Source organism: Novosphingobium sp. AAP93, assembly GCF_001296055.1.
Classification (GTDB): Bacteria; Pseudomonadota; Alphaproteobacteria; order Sphingomonadales; family Sphingomonadaceae; genus Novosphingobium.
Window position 1 is genome coordinate 22,874 of sequence record NZ_LJHZ01000012.1, and the last position, 15,400, is coordinate 38,273.

General features: G+C 67.1%; 17 protein-coding genes. 9 read left to right on the forward strand and 8 right to left on the reverse strand.

Features of this window, described 5'->3' with window-relative positions; genetic code table 11:
• Positions 1 to 67 precede the first annotated feature (67 nt).
• On the reverse strand, positions 68 to 1,174 hold the full coding sequence (purM, locus tag IP83_RS02410; protein WP_054120617.1) for a phosphoribosylformylglycinamidine cyclo-ligase: 1,107 nt from the start codon (positions 1,172 to 1,174) through the stop codon (positions 68 to 70).
• Between the two features lie 107 nt (positions 1,175 to 1,281).
• On the opposite strand from purM, the gene IP83_RS02415 reads away from it, so the two are divergent.
• The 5 genes from IP83_RS02415 to IP83_RS02435 are packed head-to-tail and all read left to right on the forward strand — an operon-like array spanning position 1,282 to position 4,606.
• Complete coding sequence (locus IP83_RS02415; RefSeq protein WP_231624872.1) at positions 1,282 to 2,562, forward strand: heavy-metal-associated domain-containing protein; 1,281 nt, start codon at positions 1,282 to 1,284, stop codon at positions 2,560 to 2,562.
• A 3-nt stretch (positions 2,563 to 2,565) separates the two neighbouring features.
• Complete coding sequence (locus tag IP83_RS02420; RefSeq protein ID WP_054120618.1) at positions 2,566 to 3,192, forward strand: DnaA ATPase domain-containing protein; 627 nt, start codon at positions 2,566 to 2,568, stop codon at positions 3,190 to 3,192.
• A gap of 27 nt (positions 3,193 to 3,219) precedes the next feature.
• Positions 3,220 to 3,939: a serine O-acetyltransferase EpsC gene (gene epsC / locus IP83_RS02425; protein WP_054120619.1), complete on the forward strand. Its 720-nt coding sequence runs from the start codon at positions 3,220 to 3,222 to the stop codon at positions 3,937 to 3,939.
• A gap of 5 nt (positions 3,940 to 3,944) precedes the next feature.
• Positions 3,945 to 4,310: a DUF2794 domain-containing protein gene (locus IP83_RS02430; RefSeq protein WP_082364433.1), complete on the forward strand. Its 366-nt coding sequence runs from the start codon at positions 3,945 to 3,947 to the stop codon at positions 4,308 to 4,310.
• 14 nt (positions 4,311 to 4,324) lie between these two features.
• On the forward strand, positions 4,325 to 4,606 hold the full coding sequence (locus tag IP83_RS02435) for a hypothetical protein (RefSeq protein ID WP_156309543.1): 282 nt from the start codon (positions 4,325 to 4,327) through the stop codon (positions 4,604 to 4,606).
• Positions 4,607 to 4,715: 109 nt separating this feature from the next.
• Here IP83_RS02435 and IP83_RS02440 read toward each other — a convergent pair whose 3' ends face one another.
• The 3 genes from IP83_RS02440 to IP83_RS02450 form a co-directional block, all read right to left on the reverse strand.
• Complete coding sequence (locus IP83_RS02440) at positions 4,716 to 5,624, reverse strand: SDR family NAD(P)-dependent oxidoreductase (RefSeq protein WP_054120621.1); 909 nt, start codon at positions 5,622 to 5,624, stop codon at positions 4,716 to 4,718.
• A gap of 81 nt (positions 5,625 to 5,705) precedes the next feature.
• Positions 5,706 to 6,809, reverse strand: a complete 1,104-nt coding sequence (locus tag IP83_RS02445; protein WP_054120622.1) for a branched-chain amino acid aminotransferase — start codon at positions 6,807 to 6,809, stop codon at positions 5,706 to 5,708.
• A 423-nt stretch (positions 6,810 to 7,232) separates the two neighbouring features.
• Positions 7,233 to 7,838: a hypothetical protein gene (locus IP83_RS02450; protein ID WP_054120623.1), complete on the reverse strand. Its 606-nt coding sequence runs from the start codon at positions 7,836 to 7,838 to the stop codon at positions 7,233 to 7,235.
• A 25-nt stretch (positions 7,839 to 7,863) separates the two neighbouring features.
• On the opposite strand from IP83_RS02450, the gene IP83_RS02455 reads away from it, so the two are divergent.
• The 3 genes from IP83_RS02455 to IP83_RS02465 all read left to right on the forward strand — a co-directional run bounded on the left by IP83_RS02455 (position 7,864) and on the right by IP83_RS02465 (position 9,672).
• The gene (locus IP83_RS02455; protein ID WP_054120624.1) at positions 7,864 to 8,637 is read left to right on the forward strand and encodes a TlyA family RNA methyltransferase; all 774 of its coding nucleotides are present in this window, start codon (positions 7,864 to 7,866) and stop codon (positions 8,635 to 8,637) included.
• A gap of 134 nt (positions 8,638 to 8,771) precedes the next feature.
• Positions 8,772 to 9,326: a TspO/MBR family protein gene (locus IP83_RS02460; RefSeq protein ID WP_054120625.1), complete on the forward strand. Its 555-nt coding sequence runs from the start codon at positions 8,772 to 8,774 to the stop codon at positions 9,324 to 9,326.
• A 97-nt stretch (positions 9,327 to 9,423) separates the two neighbouring features.
• A complete protein-coding gene (locus IP83_RS02465; protein WP_054120626.1) occupies positions 9,424 to 9,672 on the forward strand; it encodes an accessory factor UbiK family protein in 249 nt (82 codons plus the stop codon).
• Positions 9,673 to 9,809: 137 nt separating this feature from the next.
• Here IP83_RS02465 and IP83_RS02470 read toward each other — a convergent pair whose 3' ends face one another.
• Positions 9,810 to 11,018, reverse strand: a complete 1,209-nt coding sequence (locus IP83_RS02470; RefSeq protein ID WP_054120627.1) for a PLP-dependent aspartate aminotransferase family protein — start codon at positions 11,016 to 11,018, stop codon at positions 9,810 to 9,812.
• A gap of 86 nt (positions 11,019 to 11,104) precedes the next feature.
• On the opposite strand from IP83_RS02470, the gene IP83_RS02475 reads away from it, so the two are divergent.
• Complete coding sequence (locus IP83_RS02475) at positions 11,105 to 12,412, forward strand: phospholipid carrier-dependent glycosyltransferase (protein ID WP_054120651.1); 1,308 nt, start codon at positions 11,105 to 11,107, stop codon at positions 12,410 to 12,412.
• An 80-nt stretch (positions 12,413 to 12,492) separates the two neighbouring features.
• Here IP83_RS02475 and IP83_RS02480 read toward each other — a convergent pair whose 3' ends face one another.
• The 3 genes from IP83_RS02480 to IP83_RS02490 are packed head-to-tail and all read right to left on the reverse strand — an operon-like array spanning position 12,493 to position 15,314.
• On the reverse strand, positions 12,493 to 13,614 hold the full coding sequence (locus tag IP83_RS02480; protein ID WP_054120628.1) for a glycosyltransferase family 2 protein: 1,122 nt from the start codon (positions 13,612 to 13,614) through the stop codon (positions 12,493 to 12,495).
• 11 nt (positions 13,615 to 13,625) lie between these two features.
• On the reverse strand, positions 13,626 to 14,681 hold the full coding sequence (gene leuB / locus IP83_RS02485) for a 3-isopropylmalate dehydrogenase (RefSeq protein ID WP_054120629.1): 1,056 nt from the start codon (positions 14,679 to 14,681) through the stop codon (positions 13,626 to 13,628).
• 18 nt (positions 14,682 to 14,699) lie between these two features.
• Positions 14,700 to 15,314: a DNA repair protein RecO gene (locus IP83_RS02490; RefSeq protein ID WP_054120630.1), complete on the reverse strand. Its 615-nt coding sequence runs from the start codon at positions 15,312 to 15,314 to the stop codon at positions 14,700 to 14,702.
• Positions 15,315 to 15,400: the final 86 nt, after the last annotated feature.

The following is a 15,400-nucleotide window of genomic DNA, read 5'->3' on the forward strand; positions in this document are numbered from 1 at the left end:
CCCCTCCGTCAGCCCTGCGGGCTGCCACCTCCCCATTTGTGCGTCGCAAAAATGGAGAGGGAAAAGGTCACCCATAATGCACTGCTTCCCACGCCTCGCGGGCGGACCACGCCTCGGCGCTGCCGTAGACGGTGCAGCCCTTCTCGCCCGCGACGATCTCGCCCACAGTGAAGGCCGTTTCGCCCGCTGCGGTGAGGTCGGCCAGCAAAGTGGGCACTTCCGACGGCGCCACCGCAAGCACCATGCCGACACCGCAATTGAAGGTGCGCGCCATTTCACCGGGCTCGATCGCACCCTGCGCCTGCAGGAACGCCATCAAACGCGGCTGTTCCCACGCATCCGCGTTGATGCGGGCGTGCAGTCCATTTGGCAGGACGCGCGGCACATTCTCCAGCAGGCCGCCGCCGGTGATGTGCGCGAGGGCGTTGATCCGGCCAGCGCGAATGAACGGCAGCAGGCTCTTCACATAGATGCGCGTCGGCTCGATCAGGTAGTCGATCAGCAGCCGCTCGTTGTCGAACAGCGCGGGGCGCTCGAGCTTCCAGCCCTTGTCGGCGGCGAGGCGGCGGACGAGCGAATAGCCGTTGGAATGGACGCCCGACGAAGCGAGGCCGATCAGCACGTCGCCTTCGGCCACGCGGTCGCCCGTCAGCTGCTCGCCGCGCTCGACCGCGCCGACGCAGAAGCCCGCGAGGTCGTAGTCACCGGCAGCGTACATGCCGGGCATTTCCGCTGTCTCGCCACCGATCAGCGCGCAGCCCGCCATGCGGCAGCCCTCGGCAATGCCGGCAACAACGCGTTCAGCAACGCCCGTGTCGAGTTTGCCGGTGGCAAAATAGTCGAGGAAGAACAGCGGCTCGGCGCCCTGCACGATCAGATCGTTGACGCACATGGCAACGAGATCGATGCCGATCGCATCGTGCCGGTCGTGGTCGATGGCGAGCTTGACCTTGGTGCCGACGCCGTCGTTGCCCGCCACCAGCAGCGGGTCCTTGTAACCGGCCGCCTTGAGATCGAAGAACGCGCCGAAGCCGCCGAGTTCGGCGTCCGCGCCGGGGCGGGCAGTCATTTTCGCGAGGGGGCCGATCGCCTTAACCAGCGCATTGCCGGCGGCGATATCGACCCCTGCCTTCGCGTAGGAGTAGGATTGCTGCGTGTCGTCATTGGAAGCCATGGCGCCCCCGCTAGCGCTTTCCCGCTTGGATTTCCACTTGCCTTTGGGCAAAAGCGCAGCCAGCCGAATGGCCCCCGCGCAAACTTGCGTCCCCGATTGGAGTTCCCTTGGCCGCCCTGCGCCCGACCTTGCCCAAGCTGATCCCGCTGCCGGACCTGTCGCGCAAGGCGCGGCTGGGCCTGTTCGCGGCGTTTGGCCTTGCGCTCGCAGGCGGCGGTGCGGCAATCTATGCGCAGATCGAGGGCGACCGCGGCATCGCGCCGATTGCCAGCAACGGCGATTTCGAAGTCTCGGGAATCGAGGTCAACACCACCGGCAAGACTGCCGAGGAAGCCCGCGCCAACGGCTGGAAGGAAGCGCAGCGCCTCGCCTGGGAGAAGCTGTGGAAGTCCAACGGGCTGGGGGGCGGCGCGGCGCCCGCGCTTGATGCGGGGACGCTCGACGGCATGGTCTCCGCGGTCGTGGTCGGCCAAGAGCAGATCGGGCCGCATCGCTATATCGCGACGCTCGGCGTGATCTTCGACCGCGCGCGGACCAGCGGCTACCTCGGCATGCAAGGCCAGATCGCGCATTCCGCGCCGCTGCTGGTGATCCCGGTGCTGATCCAGGGCGGGGTGACTTCGGTGTTCGAGACGCGCACGCCGTGGCAGAAGGCCTGGGCCGAGTTCCGCACCGGCGCCAGCGTGATCGATTATGTCCGCCCCAACGGTGCGGGCGCGGACTCGCTGCTCCTGACGGCCGGGCAGATCAGCCGCCGCAGCCGCAACTGGTGGCGGCTGGTGCTCGATTCGTTCGGCGCGGCGGATGTGATCATGCCGATCGCGCGGCTCGAGCGCAGCTGGCCGGGCGGGCCGGTCCACGGCATCTTCACCGCGCGGCGCGGGCCGGACAACACGTTCATCGGCAGCTTTGAGCTGACCGCGCCGAGCGAGGACAAGCTGCCCCAGATGCTGGCGGAGGCGATCACCCGGCTCGACGGGCTCTATGCGGGTGCGCTGGCGGCGGGCCAACTGTCGCCCGATCCTTCGCTCTCGATGCGGCCCGATCTCGATCCTGCCCTGGTCGAGAGCATCGTTGCCAAACTTGGCCCGGCACCGAGCGCAACGACGGCGGCAGGACCCGATGCGGCGGCGACAACGGCCGCCGTGCCGACCACCGCGATCACCGTGCAGTTTGCCACGCCGGACGCGGCGTCGGTCGATGCAGGCGTGGCTGCCGTCCGCCGGGTCGACGGGGTGAAGGAGGCCGCTACGTCCAGCCTTGCCATCGGGGGCACTTCGGTGATGCGCGTGACGTTCGCCGGCGATATCGACGCGCTCGCCGCCGCGCTGCGCGCGCAGGGCTGGCGCGTGACCCAAGGGGCCGGCGCGCTCTCTATCCGCAAGTAAGCCATGAGCCAGATTGCCCTGCCTCTCGTAACGGCCAGCAGCGCCGATACGGTGCTGACCGGTCCGAGCCTCGAGCCGGTGCTGGCGCTGCTGGCGGGTGCCTCCGAATGGCCGTTCCGCGCCGCCGTGCTCGCCGGGCCGCCGCGTTCGGGCAAGAGCCTGCTGGCGCGCTGGTTTGGCGCAAGCGGGCTCGGCGATGTGCTCGACGATGCCGACAGCCTGCCGGAAGACGCCGTGTTCCACCGCTGGAACCGCGCGCAGGCGGATGGACGGCCGCTCCTGATCGTTTCGAACAAGGCACCCGGCCAGTGGCAGGTGGCGCTGCCGGACCTTGCCTCGCGGCTCGGCGCGGCGCTGATGATCGAGATCGCGGCGCCCGACGACGAACTGCTGCGCGCCTTGGTGGAAAACCATGCGGCGCGGCGCGGCCTCGCGCTGGGGGACGCTGTCGTCAGCTATATTCTGCCCCGGCTGGAACGCAGCCATGCCGCCGCCGAGGCGCTTGTCGAAACAATTGATCGCTTGTCCCTTGAGCGGAAGGCCGCCGTCACCATATCTCTCGCGCGCGATGCGCTGGCCGAACGGATCCATGGGGTTCCCGAGGCGCAGAGGCAGCCGCGCTTGCTTTGAAGCGGCAAAAAGAGGAAAAGCGCGGTCATGTTCGACAGCCTCATCGCCTATCTGGACTCGATCCGCGCGCGCGATCCTGCACCGCGCTCGCGCTGGGAAATCCTGCTGTATCCGGGGCTTCACGCCGTCGGCCTGCACCGCGTGGCGCATTGGCTGTTCGTGCGCGAGTTCTATTTCCTCGCCCGCTTCGTCAACCATCTGGCCCGTTTCCTGACCGGGATCGACATCCATCCGGGCGCGAAGATCGGGAAGCACCTGTTCATTGACCACGGCTTCACCGTGATCGGCGAGACGGCCGAGATCGGCGACAACGTCACGATCTACCAGTGCGTGACGCTGGGCGGCACCAACCCTGCCAATGGCGTTCCCGGCAAGCGCCACCCCACGCTGAGCGACAATGCGATCATCGGTTCGGGCGCGCAGATCCTCGGGCCGATCACTGTCGGTCCGCGTGCCCGCGTCGGCGCCAATGCGGTGGTGACCGAGGACGTGCCCGAAGGCGCGACGATGGTCGGGCTCAAGGCGCGCTCTACGCTGGTGCCGGTCGAGACCTGGCTCAAGGACTTCATCCCCTACGGCACGCCCTGCAAGGAACCTTGCGAGCCTTCGGGCGGCACGCGGGTGGACGAGCTGGAATCGGAAGTGGCCTTGCTGAAAGCGCAAGTTGCGGCCCTGCTGGCGGCACAGAGCGATGAGGAAGCGCCCACGCCGGTGAGCGGCGGGCCGCGCCGCAGGAGCCGCAGCTGAGCGTGATCGGCGCCGGTGACGGGGCGAGCGGCCCCACGGTTCTGAGCTTTCCCAATGTGCGCGGTGAGCCGCAGGTCGGTTTCGACCGGGCGGAACTGCAGCGCATCCTCGATCTCTATGGCCGCATGGTCGCTGCCGGCGAGTGGCGCGACTATGCGATGAACTTCGGCAAGGATGCCGCCAGCTTTGCCGCATTCCGCCGCACGGCCGAGCGGCCTACCGCGCGGATCGAGAAGCGACCCGCGCTGCGCACCAAGCAAGGCATGTGGACGTTGTTCGGCGAAGCGGGCCAAGTGCTCAAGCGCGGACACGAGCTGGCTGGCGTGCTCTCGGTGCTGGAGCGCAAGCTGCTCAAGATCGTCGAGGATTGAGGCGCTCGCTCTCGTTGGCTGGCGTGCTGACGCTGGCTGCATGCAATGCTGCGCCGTCCGCGCCCCAAAAGCCCGATCAGGGCACTCCGCTCCTCCGCGTGGTCTACCGCGATGCGGATGCCGAAATGGTGCTGATGGTGCCCGAGAAGGGGCGCGCATCCTTGCGCGGTGATTGCGCTGCCCCCCTCCTGATCGATGCCCGCACCGGGCAGGCGCGGGTCCTGAGTAACGCTGAAGTGCAGACCCGGCTCAAGACCATGCAACTGGCAGGCGCAACGCGCGGCGTGTGTCCTTGAGCCGATGGGCTCCCCTCCCCGGCGGGGAGGGGGTGGGGGTCAGCCTATCCTGCAGGCGCCGCAAGCCCCCACCCGGCCTACCCCTTGAGGGGGAGGAGAAAGATCCGGCTTAGCGCTTCATCGCGGCCTGAAGCTCGACAAGGATCGCCTGGCTCTGCTGCGCGCCCGACTGGGGGACGAAATCGCCGGTGCGGTCGGAAATCTGGTCCCAGTGCGCGGCGAAGTCTTCGACCGAGCGCGCATCGGGCGGGAGCAGGACGGGCTTGTTCATCGTGACCCACGCCGAGTGGTAAGCACCCGCACCCGCGCCGACGATGGCGTTGGTGGGGGCATCGTCCGAGACGAGGAACAGCGCGGCGGGGACGACGTTCTCAGGCCCGAACAGCTTGAAGGCTTCCTCGGGGAAGATGTCCTCGGTCATGCGCGTGGCGGCAACCGGGGCGATCGTGTTGACCTTGATGTTGTTCTTGGCGCCTTCGAGATAGAGCGTCTTGGTAAGGCCCGCGAGGCCGAGCTTGGCGGCGCCGTAGTTGGCCTGGCCGAAGTTGCCGAACAGGCCGGTGGACGAGGCGGTCATCAGGATGCGGCCGTAGTTCTGCTCGCGCATCGTGTCCCAGCAGGCCTTGGTGGCGAAGGCTGAACCGATCAGGTGGACCTTGACCACCATCTCGAAGTCCGCCGGGTCCATCTTGGTGAAGCTCTTGTCGCGCAGGATGCCGGCATTGTTGATGAGGACGTGGACGCCGCCCCACTTCTCCTTGGCCTTGGCGACCATCTCGACCATCTGCTCGTATTCGCTGACCGAGCCGCCGTTCGACATCGCTTCGCCGCCGGCCGCCTGGATTTCCTCGACGACCTTGAGCGCGGCGTCCGAATGGCCGGTGCCATCGCGCGCGCCGCCGAGATCGTTGACGACGACCTTGGCGCCCCGGCGGCCGAGTTCGAGCGCATACTCACGCCCGATACCGCCGCCCGCGCCGGTGACGATCGCGACCTTGTCCTTGAACGAAATGCTCATCGCATAGCTCTCCCAAACGCCCTAACCGGGCGGTTAATGGGAGCGCGATGCCATGGCGCAAAGGCCTTGGCAACAGGGCCTTCAGCCGATCCGGTGGACCCAGCCGTGCGGGTCCGCCGCTTCGCCGCGCTGAATGGCGACGAGGCGGGCGCGCAGCTTCTGGGTGATTTGCCCGGGGCCGCCGCTGCCGATCACGAAGCTTTGGGTAGCGCTCGTCACCTTGCCGACCGGCGTGACCACGGCCGCAGTACCGCAGGCGAAGGTTTCGGTGAGCGCGCCCGAAGTCGCGTCGGCCTGCCACTGCGCCAGCGAATAGCGCTCCTCGCGCACGGTAAGGCCTTCCTCGCGCGCCAGCTTGATCAGGCTTTCGCGGGTGATGCCGGGGAGGATCGTGCCGCCGAGCGGGGGCGTGATCAGCGAGCCATCGGCCATCACGAAGAACAGGTTCATGCCGCCCAGTTCCTCGATCCACTGGCGCTCGACGGCGTCGAGGAACAGGACCTGATCGTGCCCGCGCGCAAAGGCTTCGGCGGTGGGGACGAGGCTGGCGGCATAGTTGCCGCCGCACTTGGCGGCGCCGGTGCCGCCGGGCGCGGCGCGGCTGTAGTCGCTGACCCAGAGCGAGACGGCGGGGGCGCCGGACTTGAAGTAGTTGCCTGCGGGGCTGGCGATCACGAGGAACTTGTACTGCTTCGAGGGGCGCACGCCGAGGAAGGCCTCGCTCGCGAACATGAAGGGGCGCAGGTAGAGCGAGCCGCCCTCGACGGTGGGGAACCAGTCCTTGTCGGCCTTGACCAGTTCCTCGACGGCCGAAACGAACAGGCCTTCCGGCAGCGTCGGCATGGCGAGGCGCTCGGCCGAGGCGTTGAAGCGCGCGGCGTTGGCTTCCGGGCGGAACAGGGCGATGCCGCCATCAGCGAGACGGTAGGCCTTCAGGCCCTCGAAGATTTCCTGCGCGTAGTGGAGCACGGCTGCGGCGGGATCGAGCGGGATCGGGCCATAAGGCACGACTTCTGCACTGTGCCAGCCCTTGCCCTCGTCATAGGTCACCTGGACCATGTGATCGGAGAAAGCAGTGCCGAAGCCCGGATTGGCAAGGATTTCCGCGCGCACGTCGACCGCGCGGGGCGCTGGATGGGGCTGGTGCGAGAAAGCAAGCGGTGCGGCGGTAGCGGGCGTCGCCATCGGGCGGTCCTTCGGGATTGTTGGCTCGTGCGACGCGCCGTGAACTATTGTTGCGCAAATGGCAAGCGATTTGGAACAAATGTGAAGGGCCGCTTCCGGCGATCGGAAGCGGCCCTTCGCATGGTCAGCGGCCGGAAGTGCCGCCCACGGTGCCTTTATCGCTTGAACAAACTAGCGATAATGCTCCGCGATGCGCAATGCCGACCCCTCTGCTGAACCATGAGACATCGGATCACCTCCTTTCGCGCTGTTGAGCCAAGTGCCGCCTCCCGACCTTGTCAAAATCGATGCGGCTCGACCGGAGGATTGCAGCCCTGTTCCGGCCTTGGATCGAATGTGATTCATCCGGGGGCCAAGAACAAGTCTTGCATTGATTTTTTTTGCCGTCAGAATTGAGGCTTCGCGCCCGGATTGGTGGATAACTCAGCCAACCGCGCGGCAATCCTCGATCACCCGCCCCAGTTCGGACCAGACCGGCAGGACAAGCGTCTGCGCGCCGCCCATTTCCAGCATGAACCGGCCTCGGCTGAAGGCGATCGCATCGAGCAGCGGATCGCGCACGGCGAAGGCGATTTCGAACGGGATGGCGGCATTTTGCGCGCCACTGGCAGCTGCCGGCGTGGCGGTCAGGCGGCGCTGGGTGCTGCTGGTGGTGATCGTGGCGGGGACGGCGCCCGTGCCGAAACCGGCGCGCTGCAGGATGATCGCCGGGCGCTTGCGGTCGCAGCGGATCAGCACTTGCGAGCCGGCGCCGGGCTCACCGAAGCGGACGACGCTGCCGGCGGGTTCGGCCGCGTAAGTCCATGCGCCCGGGGTCTGCGGCAAGTCGCGCCAACTGGCATCGGCGCGCGGTGCAGGTTGCGGCGGCGGCGGTGCGGGGCGTGGTGTCGCAGTGGGCACTGGCAGGGGCTTGGGCTGGGGTGCGGACGTGCTCCCCTGCGCTGCCGGAGAGGGCTGCGGCGGCACGACGGTGCAGGCACCGAGGGCGAGGACCGGGGCAATCAGCAGGGCCGCAAGGTTGATCTTCATGCCCCGGGTATGGAAGAGAGCGGCGGTGACCTCAAGCCGCTCCACCACCACATCCGGCAGATCGAAGCTCAGGATCGACCAGCTCCTCGTCGAGCGCGGTCTCGCGGAGAGCCGCGCGCGGGCGCAGGCGCTGATTCTGGCGGGACACGTCTATTCGGGCGAGACCAAGCTGACCAAGGCGGGTCACGCGCTCGCGCCCGATGCGCCGATCGAGGTGCGCGGGCGGGATCATCCGTGGGTCTCGCGCGGAGGGATCAAGCTGGCGCATGCGCTGGAACACTTTTCGCTCGATCCGGCGGGGGTGACTGCAATGGATATCGGCAGTTCGACCGGGGGATTTACCGACGTGCTGCTGACCAACGGCGCAAGCCATGTGTTCGCGGTCGATTCGGGCACCAACCAGCTGGCGTGGAAGCTGCGGCAGGACCCGCGCGTGACGGTGCTGGAGCAGACCAGCGCGCGGATCCTGACTCCGGCGCAGATCGACCGGCCCGCGACGTGGGTGGTGTGCGATGCCAGCTTCATTTCTCTGCGCAAGGTGCTCGAAGTGCCGCTCGCGCTGGCGGCGCGACCGACGCGGCTGGTGGCGCTGATCAAGCCGCAGTTCGAGGTGGGGCGCGGCGAAGTGGGCAAGGGTGGCGTAGTGCGCGATCCTGCGTTGCACGAACGCGTCTGCCGCGAAGTGCAGGACTGGTTGGAGGGCGAGGGCTGGCAGGTTCAAGGCATCGCCACGAGCCCGATCACCGGACCTGAAGGCAACGTGGAATTCCTGATTTCGGCGCTGCATTCCGGCGCCTAGAGCATCACGTGTCCCGCGATGGTGCAGGCGCACCCTGCGGAGATTGCCTAGTTGGCCCCACCCGGCCAATATCGCCATCCAGATTGGCAACGAATCGCTTTTTACCGGAGCGCTCCGGGGGACATTTCGAGCACATGCGTTACCTCGCTTCTCCTGCCCAGTTGCGCGCCAGCCTGCTGCGCTGGTCGTTGTTCACGGTGCCGGCAGTTCTCGGGCTCGGGTTCCTTTCCAGCATCGTCGCGGACGCAGGGCCGCAGAATCCCTGGTTTGTCGCGCTCGACAAGCCGTCGCTCTATCCGCCGCCGGCGACCTTCGGGATCGTGTGGTCGGTGCTTTATGTGCTGATCGGCGTGGCGCTGGCGATGGTTGCCTCGGCACGCGGCGCGTCGGGACGCGGCATCGCGGTGGCGGTCTTCGCGCTGCAGCTGGTGCTCAACCTCGCGTGGAGTCCGGTGTTCTTCGCGATGCACCAGATGACCGCCGCGCTGGCGATCATCGGGGTGATGATCGTGCTGACGCTGGCGATGATCCTGCTTTTCTGGCGCGTGCGGCCGACGGCGGGGGCGCTGCTGCTGCCCTACCTTGCGTGGATCTGCTTTGCCTCGGTGCTCAATTACCAGTTCCTTGCGATGAATCCGGCGGCGGACGGCGCGGCTGGTTCTGGTGCAGCGGTTCGCGTGCAGATCTGATAACCGCGGATAGCGATTTGCCCCGGATCACGCCTTGCGTCGGCGGCCTTGAAGCGCCATCTGCGGCGCAGTGAATACGCAAGCGAAGGCCAGAGCCATGCAGTCCGAAAACCCGATGATCGCCGATTTCGTCAAGCTGCTCAACAGCGCTGCGGGCACGCTGGCCGGCATGGGCCGCGAAGCGGGCGAGACCGCGCGCGAGAAGCTGCGCGAGACCTTCGGCGGCATGGATTTCGTCAGCCGCGAGGAATTCGAGGTGGTGAAGGACATGGCCACCGCCGCGCGTGAGGAAGCTGATGCGCTGAAGGCGCGGGTTGAGGCGCTTGAGGCGAAGCTGGGCGGCTGACTCAAAGTCCTGCCGCAAGTCCCTAACCCCAGTCCGCTCACCCTGAGCTTGTCGAAGGGTGTTGGCACAACCGTCCCGTATAATGCTTCGACAAGCTCAGCATGAGCGGGTGGTGGGAGATTTTCTCGAGCTTAGTCCTAAAGCCCCGCCGCTTTCAGCGCCTGATCCAGATCCTCGATCACGTCATCGGGATCTTCCAGCCCCACGTTCAGCCGCAACATGCCCTCGCCCACGCCCATGTCGGCGCGGGTTTCGGGGCCGACGCCGTGGTGGGTGGTCGAGGCCGGGTGGCACATCAGCGAACGCGAATCGCCGATGTTGTTCGAGATATCGACGAGGCGCAGCGCATCGAGCAGGGCGTGGGCCTGCGCACGTCCTCCGGGAACGTCGAGGCTCATGATCGAGCCGCCGGCGAGCATCTGCTTCTGCGCCAGCGCGAACTGCGGGTGGCTGGGAAGGAAGGGATAGCGCACCGTCGGCACGCGGCCTTCGATGAACTGCGCGACTTTCAGCGCGTTCTCGCTCTGGCGGCGGATGCGCAGGTCGAGCGTTTCGAGGCCCTTGAGCACGACCCATGCATTGAACGGCGCGATGTTCGGCCCGGTGTTGCGCTGGAAGGGGAGCAGCTTGCCGTCGATGAATTCCTTCGAGCCCGCGACCGCCCCCGCCAGCACGCGGCCTTGCCCGTCCATCATCTTGGTGGCCGAATAGGCGACGACATCCGCGCCGGAATCGAGCGGGCGCTGGAGCGCACTGGTCGCAAAGGCGTTGTCGACGACGGTAGTGATGCCATGTTTGCGCGCCAGGGTGCAGACGAACTCGAGATCGACGAGGTCCATCGTCGGGTTCGCCGGGCTTTCGAAGAAGAACACCTTGGTATTCGGCCGGATCGCGGCTTCCCATTGGGCGTTGTCGCCCGCGTCGATCGTCGTGCCCTCGATGCCGAAGCGGGGCAGCAGGTTGTCAACCAGCCAGCGGCACGAGCCGAACGCGGCCTTGGCGGCGACGATGTGATCACCTGCGGACAGCTGGCAGAGCAGCGCGGTGGTCATCGCCGCCATGCCGCTCGCCTGCGCGCGGCAGGCCTCGGCGCCTTCGAGGAGGGCGATGCGTTCTTCCAGCATCTGCACCGTCGGGTTCTGCAGGCGCGAATAGGTCATGCCGTCGTCTTCACCGGCAAAGCGCGCGGCAACGGTGGCGGCATCGTCGTAGGAATAGCCGGAGGTGAGGAAGAGGGCTTCCGAGGTCTCGCCCATTTCCGAACGCCACGTGCCGCCGCGCACGGCCTGCGTTGCGGGGCGCCAGTTGGCGGTGATCGAGCGGTCCTGACCGGTGGTGCGTTTCATGGGCCAAGGCCTTAGTTTTGTGGGGGCAACGGTGCAAGCACTGCCATTGCCCTAATGGCCCGGAACGGGGTATGCGCGCGCCTTCCATGACGCTGCTTTCCCGCATCATTTCGCCGCTTACTGCACCGCGCCGCGCGGACGGCGATCCCTTGGTGTGGTGCTGGGTGATCACGCTGGCGTTCCTGGTGGTGGTGCTGCACCGGCTGGGCACGCCATCGAAGATCATGTTCGACGAGGTGCACTACCTACCGGCTGCGCGGCGCCTGATCGCGCTTTCGAGCCGGTTGAACCCCGAACATCCGCTGCTGGGCAAGGAGTTCATCGCGCTGGGCATGCTGGTGGCGGGTGACGGGCCGTTCGGCTGGCGCCTGCCCAATGCGCTGCTGGGCACGCTCGGGCTGTTTGCCGCGATGCGCGCGCTGTGGTGGGCGAGCTTGTCGCGGCCTGCCACGCTGCTGTTCGGGTTCCTCTTCGCGACCAATTTCATCTGGTTCGTGCTGAGCCGGATCGCGATGCTCGACATGGCGATGGCGAGTATGATGGCGCTCGCGTTCTGGCAGGCGGCACTGGCGTGGCGCAGGGGAAGCCGCCTGCATCTGGCGCTCTGCGGTATGTTTCTCGGCCTCTCGCTCGGCGGCAAGTGGAATGGCGCGCCGATCCTTGCGCTGCCGGGGCTTCTGTTCGCGTGGGACCGCTGGTGGGCGCTCGCCGGGCGGCGGCGCGCGTTCCTGATCGCGCGCGATGCGGGGCCGATCCCCGGCGTCTCGCTGCTGGAAGCGGCGGTCTGGCTCGGCATGGTGCCGCTGATCGCCTATTTCGCAACCTTTGCGCCCGCGTTCTTCTACAAGGTGCAGCCGCTCACCCTGCAAGGGCTGATCCCGTGGCAGGGCTACATGCTGAAGCTGCAGGACAGCGTGGTGAAGCCGCATCTCTACCAGAGCCGGTGGTGGCAGTGGGTGTTCAACATCCGACCCATCTGGTTCTTCTATTCCCCGTGGGACGGGGCGCAGCGCGGGGTGCTGTGTCTGGGCAATCCCTTCACGATGCTGGCCGGGCTCCCGGCGCTGCTGCTGTGCCTGTGGGCGGGCGTGCGCAAGGGGGACCGGCTGCGCGGGGCGGTGGTGGTGCTCTATGTCGCCAGCCTGATCTTCTGGGCGATCAACGGCAAGCCGGTGCAGTTCTACTACCACTATGCGCTCGCCAGCGTGTTCCTGATGGCGGCGCTGGCCCTGGTACTGGCGCAGTGGTGGGAGCAGAGGCGGCGCTGGCCGGGGGCGCTGGTCGTGGTGCTGTCGGGGATGCTGTTTATCGGGTTCTACCCGATCCTCTCGGCAGGCGCTCTGCCGGGGAAGCTTTCCTATCGGGATTATACGTGGCTCGATAGCTGGCGTTAGGGCGGCAGAACCCCTCCGTCAGCCCTGCGGGCTGCCACCTCCCCGTTTGTGCCTTCGGCAAAAACAGGAGGATCAACTCGTCAGTACTTGCCCCAGACGAACTTGCTTGAAAGCGCGAAGTTCCAAACCGAGCCGACGACAATGCCGATGATCGCGGCGGGATAGGCATGGAAGCCCATGCGCATCAGCGCGGCGGCGGCGCCGACATTGGCGAGGAGGCCGACCGAGCAGGTGGCAGCAAATTTGAGCCAGCCGCGCAGCAGCGGCATGAAGCCGCGCAGGCGCTTGTCGGCATAAGTCAGCTCGTTGTTGAGCATGAAGTTGAACGTCATCGCGACCACGGCGGCCGAGGTCTGCGCGATGATGAATTCGATCTGGTCCGACCAGTTGTGGTACAGCACCTTCTGCCCGAACGCGCCGAGCACAGAGGCGAGGACGGCCATGTGGACGATCACGCCGAGGCCGCCGATCGTGCCGAACAGGGCAAACCGCGTCGGGATGATGCGGCCGAGCCACTTGTCGTAAAGGCCGATCAGGAACTCGAACACCACGGTGCGATCGAGCTTGCTCTCGCCTTCGGCGCGGGCGGCGAAGTTCATCGGGAATTCCTTGACGCGCAGCGGCGCGTCGACCGTGGCGAGGATGTCGAGCAGGATCTTGAAGCCCACGCCCGAAAGGCGGTGCGCATCGGCGCGGAGGGTTTCGGCGCGCAGCATGAAGAAGCCGCTCATCGGATCGGAGAGCTGCACACCGGTGACGCGGCGCGCGATGCGGTTGGCAAGGCCGGATGCCTTGACGCGGTCGGGCCGGCCCCAGGCTTCGGTGCTCGCGCCTTCGGCGAAGCGCGAGGCGTAGGCGACGTCGTAGTCCCCGCCGCTCACCGCTTCGTACATGCCGGGGAGGAGCGCGGGATCGTGCTGGTGGTCGGCGTCCATCACCGCGACGACCGGCGCGGCGGTGGCGCACATGCCCTCGATCGCGGCGGAAGCGAGGCCGCGGCGGCCGATGCGCTCGATCACGCGGACGCGCGGATCATCGCGCCCAATGCGGCGCGCTTCCTCGGCGGTGCCGTCCGGGCTGTTGTCGTCGACGAAGATCGCCTCCCACGCGAGGCCCTTGAGCGCCGCATCGAGGCGCTCGACCATCGGCGCGATGTTCTTGCGTTCGTTGTAGGTGGGCAGAATGACGGCAAGTTGCAGCATGACGGGCGCGCTTACAGCCTTGCGAGCACCGCGTCACCAATTTCCGTAGTTCCCGCCGTTCCGCCGAGATCGCGGCCAAGAATGCCATCCGCCAGCGTGCGCGCGACGGCGGCTTCGACGCGGTCAGCTGCATCGACCAGGCCGAGCGAGTGGCGCAGCAGCATCGCGAGCGAGAGGATTGTCGCCATCGGATTGGCGAGACCCTTGCCGGCGATGTCCGGCGCGGAGCCGTGGATCGGTTCATAGAGGCCGAAGGTGCCGTGCGCGGTCTGCCGTTCGCCGAGCGAGGCCGAGGCGAGCATGCCGATCGAGCCGACGCACATCGAGGCAAGATCGGAGAGGATGTCGCCGAACAGGTTGCCGGTAACCATCACGTCGAACTGGCCGGGGCTCTTGACCAGCTGCATCGCGGCATTGTCGACATACATGTGTTCAAGCGCGACGTCCGGATAGTCCTTGGCGACTTCGATCACCACGTCGCGCCAGAGCTGCGAGGTCTCAAGCACGTTGGCCTTGTCGACCGAGCAAAGGCGCTTGCCTCGGCCCTGCGCGGCGCGGAAGCCGGCGTGCGCGATGCGGCGCACTTCGCTTTCGTTGTAGGACATCATGTCCCAACCTTCCCGCTCGCCGCTGGCCGTGGTGCGGAAGCCTTTCTCGCCGAAATAGACGTCGCCGTTCAGCTCGCGCACGATCAGGAGGTCGATCACGCCCGCCACTTCGGGGCGCAGCGCGGAGTGGCTTTCAAGTCCAGCGAAGACCTTGGCCGGGCGCAAGTTGGCGAACAAGGTCAAGGCCTTGCGCAGGCCGAGGATTGCCTGTTCAGGGCGCAAGTGGCGCTCCAGCGCATCGCAGGTGGGGTCGCCGACCGCGCCGAACAGCACGCCGTCCGAAGCTTCGGCCAAAGCCAGCGTCTCGGGCGGCAGCGGATGGCCTTTGGCATGATAGGCCGCGCCGCCGACAAGCGCTTCCTCGCGTTCGATGCCGAGATCCAGTGCATCGAGCACACGCAGCGCTTCGTGCGTGACTTCGGGGCCGATGCCGTCGCCCGGCAGAACTGCAATCTTCATCAGGTCATCCTTGGGATATCAGTGCGCGCCGCCATCGATCCGCCTGAATCGCTCGATCAGGATGGCGCGCGCCGCCATACCATCGCGGCGCGGATCGGCAAGCAGGTGCTTCGAAAGCGCCAGCCCTTGCCGATCGAGCCGCGCCAGCAGACGGTCCCACGGCTCCTCCGGCGGCGGGGGCTGGGCGTGGCCGAAGCCGATCTCATGCAGCAGCAGCGCTTCGTAGGCCGCGACAGCTCGCGCCCAGCCGCGCGCCGACGGGGCATGGCAGATCGCATCGAGCACGGCTTCCAGGGCGCTGTGGATCGCAGGGAAGGGCTGACCTTCGGGCAGGGTACGCGCAGTAAGCGTGGTGACCCAACCGATCCCGGCGCTTGCCAGCGGTTCGGTCAGCCAGGGGCCGCGGCTGGTGACAAGCTCCAGCTTGGCCGAGGGCAGCTGGCTCACGGTGCGGGCGATGATCTCGGCGGCGACGAGATTGCCGGGAATCACCACCGGCCTGAGCGTCCGCCCGCGCGCTCCGGCGACATAGGCGGCAACTAGGCCGTGGTCTGCCGTCAGCAGCCGCACCACGGCGCCGTGCTCGCCGTGGGCACGCGAGGCGCAGAGAATGGCGGGAGCGCGGATGAGCATGGCAGGCCAACCTGTGGAGAATGCCACAAGTTGCGGCAAGACGACGAATGTATGAATCCCCCGTTGGAACCGGGGCGAACTTGGGT